General features: G+C 72.8%; 11 protein-coding genes. 8 read left to right on the top strand and 3 right to left on the bottom strand.

What is annotated here, in order from left to right:
* The first annotated feature begins 45 nt into the window (after positions 1 to 45).
* Positions 46 to 1,242, top strand: coding sequence for an AAA family ATPase (locus E1212_RS03600; RefSeq protein ID WP_131979222.1), 1,197 nt, complete (start codon positions 46 to 48; stop codon positions 1,240 to 1,242).
* Positions 1,243 to 1,355: 113 nt separating this feature from the next.
* Here E1212_RS03600 and E1212_RS03595 read toward each other — a convergent pair whose 3' ends face one another.
* Positions 1,356 to 2,738, bottom strand: a complete 1,383-nt coding sequence (locus tag E1212_RS03595) for a globin domain-containing protein (protein ID WP_162605289.1) — start codon at positions 2,736 to 2,738, stop codon at positions 1,356 to 1,358.
* A 432-nt stretch (positions 2,739 to 3,170) separates the two neighbouring features.
* Here E1212_RS03595 and E1212_RS03590 point away from each other — a divergent pair, with 432 nt between their 5' ends.
* Both E1212_RS03590 and E1212_RS03585 read left to right on the top strand, forming a co-directional pair.
* The gene (locus E1212_RS03590) at positions 3,171 to 3,611 is read left to right on the top strand and encodes an ATP-binding protein (RefSeq protein ID WP_162605288.1); all 441 of its coding nucleotides are present in this window, start codon (positions 3,171 to 3,173) and stop codon (positions 3,609 to 3,611) included.
* 112 nt (positions 3,612 to 3,723) lie between these two features.
* Entirely contained in the window at positions 3,724 to 4,641 is a 918-nt protein-coding gene (locus E1212_RS03585; RefSeq protein WP_131979214.1) for a DUF5926 family protein, read from the top strand.
* Between the two features lie 180 nt (positions 4,642 to 4,821).
* Here the strand turns inward: E1212_RS03585 and E1212_RS03580 are convergent, their stop codons facing one another.
* Positions 4,822 to 6,048, bottom strand: coding sequence for an arginine deiminase (locus E1212_RS03580; protein WP_131979211.1), 1,227 nt, complete (start codon positions 6,046 to 6,048; stop codon positions 4,822 to 4,824).
* A gap of 120 nt (positions 6,049 to 6,168) precedes the next feature.
* Here E1212_RS03580 and E1212_RS03575 point away from each other — a divergent pair, with 120 nt between their 5' ends.
* On the top strand, positions 6,169 to 6,924 hold the full coding sequence (locus tag E1212_RS03575; protein ID WP_131979209.1) for a glycosyltransferase family 2 protein: 756 nt from the start codon (positions 6,169 to 6,171) through the stop codon (positions 6,922 to 6,924).
* 319 nt (positions 6,925 to 7,243) lie between these two features.
* A complete protein-coding gene (locus E1212_RS03570; protein WP_203416305.1) occupies positions 7,244 to 8,062 on the top strand; it encodes an arylamine N-acetyltransferase family protein in 819 nt (272 codons plus the stop codon).
* A gap of 10 nt (positions 8,063 to 8,072) precedes the next feature.
* On the opposite strand, the gene E1212_RS03565 is transcribed toward E1212_RS03570, so the two are convergent.
* Complete coding sequence (locus E1212_RS03565) at positions 8,073 to 10,379, bottom strand: hypothetical protein (protein ID WP_131979207.1); 2,307 nt, start codon at positions 10,377 to 10,379, stop codon at positions 8,073 to 8,075.
* 92 nt (positions 10,380 to 10,471) lie between these two features.
* On the opposite strand from E1212_RS03565, the gene pheA reads away from it, so the two are divergent.
* From pheA to E1212_RS03550, 3 genes are all read left to right on the top strand, one after another.
* Positions 10,472 to 11,407: a prephenate dehydratase gene (gene pheA, locus E1212_RS03560; protein WP_131979204.1), complete on the top strand. Its 936-nt coding sequence runs from the start codon at positions 10,472 to 10,474 to the stop codon at positions 11,405 to 11,407.
* A gap of 112 nt (positions 11,408 to 11,519) precedes the next feature.
* A complete protein-coding gene (gene serS, locus E1212_RS03555) occupies positions 11,520 to 12,782 on the top strand; it encodes a serine--tRNA ligase (protein ID WP_131979201.1) in 1,263 nt (420 codons plus the stop codon).
* Positions 12,779 to 13,597 (top strand): HAD family hydrolase, encoded by an 819-nt coding sequence (locus tag E1212_RS03550; protein WP_131979198.1) that lies wholly within the window; start codon positions 12,779 to 12,781, stop codon positions 13,595 to 13,597. Before serS ends, E1212_RS03550 begins: the two co-directional genes overlap by 4 nt.
* The last annotated feature ends 151 nt before the right edge of the window (positions 13,598 to 13,748 follow it).

The raw sequence follows: 13,748 nt of genomic DNA, 5'->3' as shown, positions 1-13,748 counted from the left end.
AGCGAAATCTACGGTTCCCGCTAGACGACACCATAGAGTCCGATCATGGACCCGGTGCGCAATCCCTACGCCCCCGGCGCCGGTCAGCGCCCGCCCGAGCTGGCCGGCCGCGACCGCGAGCTGCAACAGTTCGACGTCGTGCTCGAGCGGATCGCGCGCGGGCGACCCGAGCGCTCGCTCGTGCTCACCGGTCTGCGCGGCGTCGGCAAGACCGTCCTGCTGAACGCGCTGCGGTCGCAGGCCATCGGCCGCATGTGGGGGACCGGGAAGATCGAGGCCCGGCCGGACCAGTCGCTGCGCCGGCCCCTGGCGAGCGCCCTGCACATGGCGGTGCGCGAGCTGACCCCGCGCCACCGCGACCCGGACCGCGTCGACGGCTTCCTCGGGGTGCTCAAGGCGTTCGCGCTGCGCTCGGCCGGCGACGACGCCAAGCTGCGCGACCGCTGGCAGCCGGGCATCGACGTCCCCGCCGCCACGGGGCGGGCCGACACCGGAGACATCGAGGTCGACCTCGTCGAGCTGCTGGTCGACGCCGCCGGCGTGGCCCGCGACGTCGGGGTCGGCATCGCGCTGTTCGTCGACGAGATGCAGGACATCCCCGCACCCGACGTGTCCGCTCTCTGCGCCGCCTGCCACGAGCTCTCGCAGCAGGGCCTGCCGCTGGTGGTCGTCGGCGCCGGGCTGCCGCACCTGCCCGCCGTCCTGTCGGCGTCGAAGTCGTACTCCGAGCGGCTGTTCCGGTACGTGCGCATCGACCGCCTCGACCGCGAGGCCGCCGACCGCGCGCTCGTCGCACCCGCGTCGGACGAGGGCGTGACCTACGAGCCGGCCGCCCTGGACGCGCTCTACGAGGCGACCGAGGGCTACCCGTACTTCGTGCAGGCCTACGGCAAGGTCACCTGGGACAACGCCCCCACCGACCCCATCGGCGCCGACGACGTCCGCATGGCCGCGCCGGAGGCCCAGGCCGAGCTGGCGGTCGGGTTCTTCGGGTCGCGATACGAGCGCGCCACCCCGGCGGAGCGCGAGTACCTGCGGGCCATGGCCGCGCTGTCCGACGACACCCACGGCGTCGTCCCCACCTCGGACGTCGCCACCTACCTCGGCCGCAAGCCGTCGTCGTTGTCGCCGGCCCGCGACTCGCTGATCAAGAAGGGGCTGGTCTACTCCGCCGAGCGCGGCACCATCGCCTTCACCGTCCCGCACTTCGGCATCTACCTGCGCAAGCACGCCACCGTCTGACGGTGCATCGGGTCGTCTACGACTCTCTAGCGCGACAGCTAGAGAGGGCTAGAGCGACGCAGACCGCGAGGTCCCGGGCAGCGGCGAGGCCCGCACGGGAAAGGAGACCAGCCTCACCAGAGACCGTAGTCGTCGACGACGATCTGCTCGTCGGGGACGCCCTGCTCGCGCAGCCGCTCGAGACTCGTGGCCACCATGGTCGTCGGGCCGGCGACGTAGACGCGGTGCTTGCGCCAGTCGCCGTAGGCCGAGACGATGTTGCCCATGAGGTCGGGACTGCGGTCGGTGGGGCCGTCGGGCGACACCACGGGGACCACCGTCAGCCGCCGGTAGCGCACCCCGATGGACTCGAGGTGCGGCAGCGCGTACAGGTGGTCGCGGTCGCGCCCGGCGTAGAAGACGTGCACCCGCCGTCCGTCCTGGCGCTGCTCGAGCTCTTGCAGCGTGGCCAGCACGGGCGCGATGCCGGTGCCTCCCGTGATGCACAGCAGGTCGTGCTCCGACCGCGGCGTGGCGACGTCGTGCCCCTGGGGGGCGCCCAGGTGCAGGATGTCGCCGGGCTCGGTGCGCCAGACCAGCGCGCTGCTGACCCAGCCCGCCCCGACGGTGCGCACGTGGAACTCGAGCAGGCCGTCGTCGCGGGGAGCGGAGGCCATGGAGTAGGCCCGCCAGATCTTCGGCCGCCGCGGCGTCGTGAGGTACGTGTACTGGCCGGGCCGGTACGGGTAGTCGGTGTGCGGGCGCACCTGCATGATCGCGAGGTCGTCGAGGATGCGCCGGTGGTAGACCACCTCGGCGTCCCACCAGGGCGGCGAGATGACGGCGTCGCGGCGGGCGGCGCCGACCATGATGGCCGCGATGCGGTCATAGGCCTCGATCCAGGCCGACTCGAACCGCGGGGTCCACTGGTCGCCCAGCGCCCGCCGGATGGCCAGGACGAGCGCCGTGCCGACCGGGGCGTAGTGCTGGTCGATGACGCCGAACTTGCGATGGTCGCGGCCCAGGCCCTCGAGGTACGGGACGAGGGTGTCGCGGTCGTCGGCGCTGCCGACGATGCTCACGAGCGCGCCGACCAGACGCGAGCGCTGCACCGCCATGCCGGCGCCGAACAGCTCGCGCGACTCGGGGGCGATGGTGAACAGCTGCGCGTAGAAGTCGACACCGACGGCGTCGAGGTGGTCCTCGACCAGTGCCAGGCTCTCGCGCAGCGCCTCACCGTCGAGCCCGGTGGTGTTGGGCGGCTGAACGTCCAGTGTTCGCTCCGGCTCCGCCTCGGTTCCTGCTACCGCATGTGCCCCTGACTCGCCGTCGGGCGACGGCGCGTCCTCCTCGCCCGGTCGCGACTGAGTCTCACCCGCATCGTCGGCGCTCGCAACCGCGGCCACGCCGTTGCGGCGCAGCGGGATGGGCGGCACGGCCACGCCGGGCTCGAACCACGACACCGGGTCGCGCGTGTCAGCCTGGACGTGCGCATCGGTCCCGGTAGCGTCGGTCATGGCGTCGCCCGACGCGCCCCCGGTCCGATCACCTTCCGCTCCACGTTGTCCCGAAGACCGGGAGTGAGTCCACATCGTCATCCTCTCCGCCCCGCTCTAACCTAGCGGTCGATCCGCCACTTCGGCACGGAAGGAAATGTCACGGTCGGACATATCTGTGCGATGGGGGCATCCTGATCGCCACGCAACCGCGACGGCGGTGACCCAAGATCAGACAAACGCGCTGGTGATCTATGGTGCACATGCAGATGCACGGCTACCAAGGCGCTCGCCTGCGGCGACGGAGAATCGGCAAACTCTCATCTCAACATATGGACGGGAGCGTGTGGCGAATGGTTCACTGTCGGGAGGTTTGGCAGAGTCGTGCAGTGGGCACCACTGGATGCGGGTGGCGTGGGTCCGGTGAAGGGAGATCTGGCTGTGGGTCGAGTCGTGGCCACGAGGCGTGAGGCCCGATCCAACAGTGCACGCTCGGTCGAGCTGACCGGCGAGGTCAGCAACGTCCCTCACGCCCGTCATCTGGTGGCCGAGGATCTGCGCAACACCAACATCTCGCCGACGGTCATCGAGAACGCTCTGATCGTCGTCACCGAGCTCGTCACCAACGCCATCCTGCATGCTCAGCCGCTGCCGCTGAGCAGCACCCGCACGGGGGTCGTGCTGCAGTGGGCGGTCCTGGGCGACGACGTCCTCATCGAGGTCAGCGACGGCGGCGGCTCCGAGCGCCCACAGGTGCGCCAGCCCACGTCCACCGAGGACCAGGGCCGCGGCCTGTCCATCGTCGACGCCATCGCCCGCGAGTGGCGGGTCCGGTCCGAGCCCGGCCGGGTGACGGTGCACGCCGTCGTCGGCCCCTGGAACCCGGCCGCCTGAGCCCCGGCCGGCGCCGTCGCGGCGTCCCGCTCACACCTTCTCATCGCGACCGGCTGTTCGTCCTGGACCGGCGTCGGACCTCGCGGCCGGCGACGATGTACGCTCGCCTTCCGTGAGTGCCACTACCGAGGTTCCCGTCGTCGGCCCCCGCCAGCCGTGCCCGTGCGGCTCGGGCAAGCGCTACAAGGTCTGCCACGGCAAGAAGGCCCGCGAGGCCGAGCGGCAGTACGTCGTCCGCCCGTTCGCCGGCCTGCCGGGCGAGTGCGACTGGGTCGCCATGCGCGAGATCGTCTCCGCCGCGACGGCGCCACTGCGGCTCGCGTCCGGCGACGACCGCTCCGTCCTGCTGTGCACGCTGCTCCCGGGCGCCTTCCCCGCCCTGGTGCGCGACAACGGCGAGATCCTGCTGGCGCTGCAGACGATGACCTCCACCGGCGACCCCGCGGCCGACCTCGGCCACACGCTGACGACGGCGCTGCAGGCCGAGCCGGGCAGCACCGTCAGCCCCGGCCCGCGCACGCCCGACGCGCCGCGGCTGCACGACGTCATCGACGTCGACGCGGAATTCCAGGTCACGGTTCACGACGGATTCGACTACTGGTTGGATCCCGAGTCGGACACCGGCTCCGACGCGAAGTCGGCGCTCGAGGAGGCGAACTCGGCCATCGTGCCGGCCGCGCGGCTGAGCTCCGTCGAGGCCGCCTACTGGTGCAGCCTCGGCGACCGCGACCAGGTGCGCTGGGTGCTGCCGTACGACGAGGAGCCCCTCCTCGACGGGCTGGCCCGGCTGCACGCCGCCGGCGACGACACCCTCGGCGAGGGCACCCGGCTGCTGGGCACGTTCCGGGCGTCCGGCCTCCTCGTCCCCGTGTGGGATCTGGTCGACGGCACCACCGCCGACGCCGTCGAGGAACCCGCCGCCGCGCTGGGTGAACGCCTCGCCGCGGCCGTGGCCGACCGGACCCCGCTGACCGGCGAGCAGCGCCGCGCGCGGTCGGGCCTGGCCAACCGGCAGGTCACCATCCGCTGACGCCGGGGACATCCGGGCAGAGAAGACCCCGACCGCTCACGACGGGGGAACACGAGCGACCGGGGTCACTTCGGAGTTTACCGTCATCCGGCGGGAGAAGGTCCACCCAATGACGACTTCTCGCGATTGGTCCGGTTCGCACCTTGTGAAGGGGTGCCGTGGCACGAGGTAGCGACGGCGTCAGCGTGCGCCGGGCAGCGCCGCCAGGGAGTCGCGGCGGATCGGGCAGGACATGCAGCGCGGGCCGCCGCGGCCTGATCCCAGCTCGCTGCCCGGGATGCGCAGCACCTCGATGCCGGCGTCCTCGAGCCGGGCGTTGGTCTCGGTGTTGCGCTCGTAGGCGACGGCCAGCCGCGGCCCGATGGCGAGGGTGTTGTTGCCGTCGTCCCACTGCTCGCGCTCGGCGGTGACGGGGTCGAGGCCGGTCTCGACGATGCGCAGCGCGTCGATGCCCATGGCTGCGGCGGCCACCTCGACGAACGGCGCCGGCTCGCCGTCGATGACGAGGTCGTCGCCGGACCACCGCAGCCCGACCGCCGTCAGCTCGTCGGCGACGTTCGGGTACATGACGATCGCGTCCTCGTCGACCATGGTGAGGACGGTGTCGAGGTGCATCGTGGCGCGGTCCTGCGCGATCGGGACGGCCAGCACGGTGTGCGCGAGGCCGGCGCCCAGCACGTTGCGGGCCAGCCGCTCGACCCCGGCCGGGGTGGTCCGCTCGCCGGTGCCCACCGCCACGACGCCGGGCGCCAGCAGCAGCACGTCGCCGCCCTCGAGGTTCTCGAGCTCCGGCCCGTAGACCGTCTTGCCGCCGGCGAAGCGCGGGTGGTGCCGGTAGATGGCCGACGTCAGGCTGGTCTCGCGCCGCCGCGCCGCCATGGCCAGGCTGGTGACGGCCACGTGGTCGCCGATGCGCACGCTGGAGTCGCGGGTGAACAGCAGATTGGGCAGCGGGTCGATGACGAAGTCGTGCCGGTCCATCAGCTCGAACGCCAGCCCGCGGCCGGTGCGCAGCTCGTCGTGTGCCAGGCCGGCCATGAGCACCTGCGCGAGGTCGTCGGGCTGCAGCCCGCCCAGGTGCGAGCGCAGCACGCCGCGCAGGGTGTCGCCGTGGCGCGGGTCGGCCAGCGCCGCCTCGATGCACTCGTACCGGGCGGCCTCGTCGGCCAGCGTCTGCGCCAACAGCTCGGCGAGGTACAGGACCTCGACACCGTGGCCGCGCAGCGTGTCGGCGAAGGCGTCGTGCTCGTCCTGCGCGCGGCCCACCCACGGGATGCCGTCGAAGAGCAGCTTGTCGTTGTTGCGCGGCGTGAGCCGCTTCAGCTCCGGCCCCGGGCGGTGGAGCATGACGGTGCGCAGCCGCCCGACCTCCGAGTCGGCGGCGTCGACGGTGGACACGGTTGTCATGGTGAGCCGAGGCTACGCGAGCGGCCCGGCGGTTGCCCCCTCGGCACGACGGCGACCCTGTTTCGTCGAAGACCGGCGTCGGACCCTGCGGTCGGCTGGCAGCCTCTAGGCTTGGCACCCATGACCACCGACGACCGCCGCGCGGACGGCGTGGCCGCGATCATCCCCGCCAAGGACGAGCAGGACCGCATCGCCGCCACCGTCGCGGCGACCATCGCGATCCCAGGGGTCGATCTCGTCATCGTGGTCGACGACGGCTCCACCGACCGCACCGCAGCGACGGCCACGGACGCCGGCGCCGTCGTCGTCGGGCACGCCCGCAACCAGGGCAAGGCCGCCGCCATGGAGACCGGAGCGACCGCGCTGGCGGCCATCGAGGCGCGCGAGGCCGGCCGCGCCGCGCCCCGGGCGCTGCTCTTCCTCGACGGCGACCTCGAGTCGACGGCGGGCAACGCCGCCCCGCTGGTGACGCCGGTGCTGAACGGCGAGGCGGACATGACCATCGGCGTCCTGCCGGCGCAGAAGACCGAGGGCGGCGGACGCGGTCTCGTGGTCGATCTCGCCCGCACCGGCATCGAGCGGGCCACCGGCTGGACGCCGCGGCAGCCGCTGTCGGGCCAGCGCTGCCTCACCCGTGCCGCGTTCGAGGCCGCCCTGCCCCTCGCCCAGGGCTTCGGCGTCGAGACCGGCCTGACGATCGACCTGCTGCGGGCGGGATTCCGCGTGGTCGAGATCGACGTCGACTTCCACCACCGGGTCACCGGCACCGACCTCAAGGCCCAGATGCACCGCGGCAAGCAGTACGCGCACGTCATGCGCGCTCTGGTGACGCGCGGCATCCGCCCGTCCGCCCCGGCCCGGTTCCGCCGGGTCTGAGCGCCGCATGGCGGCGTGCGGCTCGGCTGGTCGCCGGCCCCTGCACGAACGCCCCCGTGCCCGATGCCGAGGTCGTGATCGCCGGCGCCGGCGGCGCGACGCTGTGATCCGGCGGCACCGAGAGCGACGGAACGCTCGCGGCGAGCTTCGGGGCGGCGTCGGACTGGACGCTGCGGGTGAGCTCGCCGTTCGTCGACGAGGTCCTCGAGAGCGAGGTCCAAGAGGCGAGACCGGGCACTCACCACAGCATCAGCATGTCGCCGCCGGTTCCGTACCTGCTCACCCCGAGCCGGGAGCCTGACTGCCCTACGGTAGGCGCATGGCTGATCCGTGGGAGATCGACCGGCTCGACCTGGCCGGCTATCTGAAACGGCTCGGGGTCCCCGAGCGGGAGCCGAGCCGCGAGGCGCTCGACGAGCTGCACGAGGCACATGTGCGCGCCTTCACCTTCGACAACGTCGATGTGCTGCTCGAGCAGCATCCGGGCGTGGGCATCGAGGCCGTGCAGGGGAAGTTCGCCGGGCTCGGCCGGGGCGGCTACTGCTTCGAGCACGCCACCGTCGTCGCCGCCGCGCTGGAGCGGCTGGGCTACGACGTCCGCCGGCACCTCGGCCGTGTGGGCGACCCCGCCGCCGGCACCCAGCAGGGCCGCAGCCACATGGTCGTCGAGGTGGTGCTCGACGGCGAGCGGCTGCTGTGCGACCCCGGGTTCGGCATGAGCCTGCTGCGGCCGATCCCGATGACCGACGGCGCGGAGTCCGACCAGGACGGCTGGCCCTACCGCGTCGTCAGCACCGGCGACGGCCTCTGGGGCCTGCAGCGCTTCCGCGAGGCCGGCTGGGAGCTCGCCCACACGACCGACGAGTACGAGGTCAAGCCCATCGACGTCGTGATGGCGCACCACTACACGAGCACGTTCCCCGGCATCCACTTCCTGACCGGCCTCATGGTCGGCAAGCACCTGCCGGGCCGGCACGTCATGGTCACGCACCGGACGGTGACCGTCCGCCGCCCCGGCGAGGCCACCGAGCACCGGCCGCTGCGCGACGGCGAGCTGGCCGAGTGGCTGCGGGTGCTCGAGGTGCCCCTCACGACGGACGAGGAGTCGCGCCTGCTGGCCCGAGTCGCCGCCCTCTAGAAGAGCCGGCCTACGACGACGGCGTCAGCAGTTCGCTCGGGTCGCGGGCCGGTACGGGCGACAGCCGCTGGGCGGCGGCCACCGCGGCCACGCCCAGCGGCACGCCGACAGTGAGCAGCAGCGCCGGCACGATGATGCCGGAGTCGTTGGCGGCGAACCCGGCCGCGCCGGTCAGCAGCGCCGCCCACACGAGGTAGCGGAACAACGACCAGTACTGCACCGTGCGGCTCACCGCGTTCTCGCCGTCGGGCCGCACCAGCCACAGGATGACCAGGAACGCCAGCGGCACCAGCCAGCCGTAGATGGGCCAGCGCTCCAGCGTGCCGAGCGACGCCTCGGCCTTCCGGATGATCACCGTCAGCGCGTCGCCGGAGAGCAGATCGGCGAAGAAGCTGCCGAAGTGGGTTCGCGAGCCGGCCGGCCGCAGCCAGTCGAGGAACGCGAACAGCCCGAACAGCGCCGTCGCGCCGAGGCCGGCCAGCAGCAGCTTCGACACCGTCACCCGGGCGCCGTACGCGCCGATCACCAGCACCGCGAAGCCGGGGATGGCGGCCAGGATGCCGCCGACGTCGGCGCCGGCCTGCGGGGCGCCGTCGATGACGACCGCGATCATGCCGACGACGGTGACAGCGCCCGCGGCGAACCGGCGGGACCGGCCGGTGTCGAGCAGCCACTGGCCCAGCGCCGCCGCGGCCACCAGGCCGGCGACCACGAAGATGGCGAACGGGATGTTGCCGAAGCCGTAGAACCGCCCGGCCACCAGCGGCGACAGTCCGAGCAGGCTGGACTGCTGCAGGCTGGACCCGCTGGCGACGTCGACCGCCAGCACCGTGGCCGTCACGCCGGCCACCACACCGGGCGGGCCGTAGACCCGGCGCCGCCACGGGCCGGCCAGCGCCATCACCGCCAGGGCGATGGAGATGAGCACGATCGAGGTCCACAGGACGGTGTTCGGCTCGTCGTAGCGCCACCAGCGGCTGATGTTCGCCAGGTACGACGCGACCGGCGCGGCGGCCGCCAGCACGGCCACCACCTGCACGGTTCGCAGGACGGCCGGACGGAACGACACGCCGCGCCGCAGCGCCAGCACCGCCGCCGCGAACACGGCCAGCAGCAGCCCGCCGAGGATCTGGAAGAACGGCCCGGACTGGTCGCGGTAGATGTCCGCCGCACGATCGACGCCGATCAGCTCCGCCACCGTGCCGGCAGAGGTGCCCGGGTGGGCGTCGGCCTGACGCCACGGCCGTCCGACCACGTCCTGCGAGGGGTTCTCGACGCCGGCGTAGGCGAGCAGCGTCGGCGCGACGTCGGTCAGCTGCACCAGCCCCGGCCACAGCGTCGACGACGACGTCAGCCAGTTCGGGCCGAAGGTGCCGCCGTCGGCGACCGGACCCGAGGCCAGCGCCGCCCGCAGCCCGGCCGGCGGGACGGGCGTGGGCTCGTCGGGCAGCGGGATCGGAGTGGCGATGCTGTCGGCCAGCCCGGCGATCATCAGCGCGGTGTCGGGCGGCAGCTGCTCGGTGACCCGCCCGATGAGCATGTCGATGCCGGCCGCGGCCTGCCGTCGCGAGTCGAGGGCGGCTTGGACGGCGGCCTCGTCGCTGCCGCGCGGTGCCGGGTTGGGGAGGCCGCCGAGGTCGACGACGGTGACCGGGCACTCGCTCAGCAGCCCGGAGCCGAGCTCGCCGGAGTACGGATGGTAGGCCGGGACCCTGCCCGTGGAGTCGGCCAGCGCCAGCGCCGCGCCGGGGCCGACCGCCGTCGCACACACGCCGGCCTCGGCGAGCCGGTCGCCGAGCAGGCCGATCTCGGCGTTGTAGGAGTTGTCCTCCTGTTGCTGCTGCAGCAGCTCCCAGCCGGGAACGACGGCACCCGGGCCGTCCTGTGCGGCCGCCGGCTCCGGCGCCTGCCGGCAGAACCGGTCGTTCTCGCCGTCGCCGTCGGTGTCCATGAGGTCCGTGGAACGCCGGCCGGAGCTCACGGTCAGCCAGCCGTCGACCACGCAGGTGCGGGCGCTGACCGTGCGCACGGTCAGCGAGCCCGCCGCCTCGGAGCCGGCCATCTCGTAGAGGTGCGGCATCCCCTCGGGCGTGATGTCGGGCCAGGAGAGCCCCGCGACGCCGAGCAGGACGACACGGAACTGCGGGTCCGAGCCGGTGGTGGGCGCGGGCGGGTCGGCGGCCGCGGGCGACGCCGTCAGCACCGGCACCAGAATCGCGAGGACGGCCGCCAGGAGCCCGGCGATGCGGATCCGGCCCGCCCGCATCCGGCGCCGCACGGGCCCGGGATGCGTGCCGGTCCTGCCTGCGCGCTCCACGTCCATCATGGTCGACCGTATCCGTACCTGCTCGTTCAGAAGGCAACGACAACGCTAATTGTGGCCAGGCCGACACACTAGTCTTGCCTGACATGACCGAGCGTTACGCCTACCTGGGTCCGGAGGCCACCTTCACCGAGGCGGCCGCCCTGCGCTTCCCCGCCCTGGCCGGCGCGACGCTGGAGCCGTCGCCGACGGTGCACGCCGCCATCAACGCCGTGCGTACGGGCGAGGTGACCGGTGCCGTCGTCCCGGTCGAGAACTCCGTCGAAGGGTCGGTCAACGCCACTCTCGACGAGCTGATCCGCGGCGAGCCGCTCGCCATCACCGCCGAGGTGCTGCTGCCGGTCACGTTCACGCTGCTCGCCCGCCCCGGCACGGACCTCGCCGACGTGCGGCGCATCGTCACGCACCCGGTGGCCGAGGCGCAGTGCCGGGCCTGGGTCTCCGCGAAACTTCCGCACGCCACCATCGCGCTCGGGCCGTCGACGGCGGCAGCCGCGGCCTCCGTGGCGAACGGCACGCCGGGCCCCGATGGCACGGTGTACGACGCGGCCATCTCCGCCCCGCTGGCCGGCGAGCGGTACGGGCTCGCCGCCCTCGCCGTCGACATCGGCGAGGACTCCGACGCGGTGACCCGGTTCGTGCTCGTGACGCTGCCGGGGAAGCCGGGCCGGCCCACGGGGTCGGACAAGACCACGCTGGTCGCCTTCATCCGCGACGACCACCCCGGCGCGCTGCTCGAGATCCTCGAGCAGTTCGCCACCCGCGGCGTCAACCTCACCCGCATCGAGTCGCGCCCGACCGGCAACGGCATGGGCCGCTACTGCTTCGCCATCGACGTCGAGGGCCACGTCGCCGACGCCCGGGTCGGCGAGGCGATGATGGGCCTGCGCCGGGTGTGCGCGACCGTCCGGTTCCTCGGCTCCTATCCACGCGCCGACGGCGTCCGCCCGCCGGTCCTGCCGGGCACGTCCAACAGCGACTTCGCCGACGCCGCGGCCTGGCTGGATCAGCTGCGCGGCTGACGGCGCAGCAGAACGTACCGGACGACGACACCCTCGTCCGCCGGCTCGTCACCGGCTGACCGAGCACGAAACCCGCGCGCGCTGCGTCCGTCCCGCCCGATACCCTCGGGTGGTGCTAGATGTGCGCCTGATCCGCGAAGACCCCGACCGTGTCCGCGCCTCGCAGCGAGCGCGTGGCGAGAGCGAAGCCGTCGTCGACGACATCGTCTCGGCCGACGAGTCGCGCCGGTCGTCCCTGGCGGAGTTCGAGCGGCTGCGCGCGGAGCAGAAGAGCCTCGGCAAGCTGATCCCGAAGGCCGCGCCCGAGGAGAAGCAGGAGCTGCTGGCCCGCACCCGCGATCTCGCCGCCGCGGTGAAGACCGCCGAGGCCGCCGCCGCCGAGGCGCAGGCCCGGCTCGACGAGCTGGCACGGGTGCCGTCGAACATCGTGCTCGACGGCGTCCCGGCCGGCGGCGAGGCCGACTACGTCGTGATCCGCGAGGTGGGCGAGAAGCCGGCGCTCGAGAAGGTCCGCGACCACCTCGAGCTGGGCGAGGGCCTGCGCGCCATCGACACCGAGCGCGGCGCGAAGGTGTCGGGCTCGCGCTTCTACTTCCTCACCGGCGTCGGCGCCCAGCTCGAGCTGGCCGTGCTCAACCACGGCATGGCCACAGCGGCCGCGGCCGGGTTCACGCCGGTCATCACGCCGACCCTGGTGCGCCCCGAGATCATGCAGGGCACCGGCTTCCTCGGCGCCCACGCCGAGGAGATCTACCGCGTCGACGCCGACGACCTCTACCTCGTCGGCACCAGCGAGGTCGCGCTGGCCGGCTACCACGCCGACGAGATCCTCGACCTCTCGGACGGCCCGCTGCGCTACGCCGGCTGGTCGGCCTGCTACCGCCGCGAGGCAGGTTCTTACGGAAAGGACACCCGCGGGATCATCCGCGTTCACCAGTTCCACAAGGTGGAGATGTTCTCCTACTGCCGCGAGGAGGACGCTGCCGACGAGCACGCGCGCCTGCTCGGGTGGGAGGAGCAGATGCTGGCCGACATGGAGCTGCCGTACCGCGTCATCGACGTCGCCGCGGGCGACCTCGGGTCCAGCGCGGCGCGCAAGTTCGACTGCGAGGCCTGGCTGCCGTCGCAGCAGCGCTGGCTCGAGCTGACCTCCACGTCGAACTGCACCACGTTCCAGGCGCGCAGGCTGGGCGTCCGCGAGCGCACGCAGACCGGTACCCGCCCGGTCGCGACCCTCAACGGCACGCTGGCCACCACCCGGTGGCTCGTGGCGCTGCTCGAGAACCACCAGCAGCCCGACGGCTCGGTGTACGTGCCGAAGGCGCTGCAGCCGTTCCTCGGCGGGCGCGAGCTGCTGGAACCGGTCGCGACGTGACCCTGACCAACGGGTGGCGCCCGGCACTGGTCGCGCTCGACGTCGACGGCACCCTGGTCACGTACGCCGAGTTCCACCGGCCGCCACGCCCGCCCGTGGTCGAGGCCGTGCGCCGGGCGCACGACTCCGGCGCACAGGTGGTCGTGGCCACCGGCCGGTCCATGCACTCGACGCTGCCGCTCTTCGACCAGCTGGGGCTGAAGGACGGCTTCGCGGTCTGCTCGAACGGCGCGGTCGTGGTCGACGTGTCCGAGCGGGCACCGGTCGACATCGAGACGTTCGACATCACCGACACCGTGCGCTACTTCACCGAGCAGATCCCCGACGCGGTGCTGGCGGTCGAGGAGCTGGGCCGCGGCTACCGCGTGACCGGCGAGTTCCCCACCGGCGACCTCGACGGCCGCGTCACCGTGGTGCCGCACGACGAGCTGGTCGCCAACCCGGTCACGCGACTGGTGGTCCGCTGGCCCGACGGCGACCGCGAGCGGCTGCGCGAGATCGCCCGCGACTCCGGCCTGCCCAGCGTCGACTACGCCATCGGCTACACGGCGTGGCTCGACATCATGCCGGTAGGCGTCTCGAAGGCGTCCGGGCTGGCGAAGGTGGCACGCCGGCTCGGCCTGACGGCGTCGGCCGCACTGGCGGTCGGCGACGGCCACAACGACATCGAGATGCTGCGCTGGGCCGCCGTGGGCGTGGCCATGGGCCAGGCTCCCGACGACGTCAAGGCCATCGCCGACTTCGTCTGCGGCGACGTCGAGTCCGACGGCCTGGCCGTCCTCCTCGACGACTACTTCGCCGCCGGCCCCGGCTGACGAGCCGTGGACGGCTCGGCCTCGGTGCCACTCCGGTCACAGGAATCCCACCAGTTCCTGGCGTACCGAATTGGACAAAAGGCACTCTTCGCCGCACTGATCTCCGTGTTCTACAGTGGCGTGGCACGTCTGACACACATGATCGATATCG

The sequence above is a fragment of the Jiangella ureilytica genome (genome assembly GCF_004348545.1).
In the GTDB taxonomy this organism is placed as follows: domain Bacteria; phylum Actinomycetota; class Actinomycetes; order Jiangellales; family Jiangellaceae; genus Jiangella; species Jiangella ureilytica.
This window is presented reverse-complemented; position numbering and strand designations above follow the sequence as displayed.

Excerpts from the sequence above, each read along its gene's own strand:
- E1212_RS03600 (WP_131979222.1), top strand. The coding sequence starts at position 46 with ATGGACCCGGTGCGCAATCCCTACGCCCCCGGCGCCGGTCAGCGCCCG.
- E1212_RS03595 (WP_162605289.1), bottom strand. The coding sequence starts at position 2,738 with ATGACCGACGCTACCGGGACCGATGCGCACGTCCAGGCTGACACGCGC.
- E1212_RS03580 (WP_131979211.1), bottom strand. The coding sequence starts at position 6,048 with ATGACAACCGTGTCCACCGTCGACGCCGCCGACTCGGAGGTCGGGCGG.
- E1212_RS03575 (WP_131979209.1), top strand. The coding sequence starts at position 6,169 with ATGACCACCGACGACCGCCGCGCGGACGGCGTGGCCGCGATCATCCCC.
- E1212_RS03570 (WP_203416305.1), top strand. The coding sequence starts at position 7,244 with ATGGCTGATCCGTGGGAGATCGACCGGCTCGACCTGGCCGGCTATCTG.
- pheA (WP_131979204.1), top strand. The coding sequence starts at position 10,472 with ATGACCGAGCGTTACGCCTACCTGGGTCCGGAGGCCACCTTCACCGAG.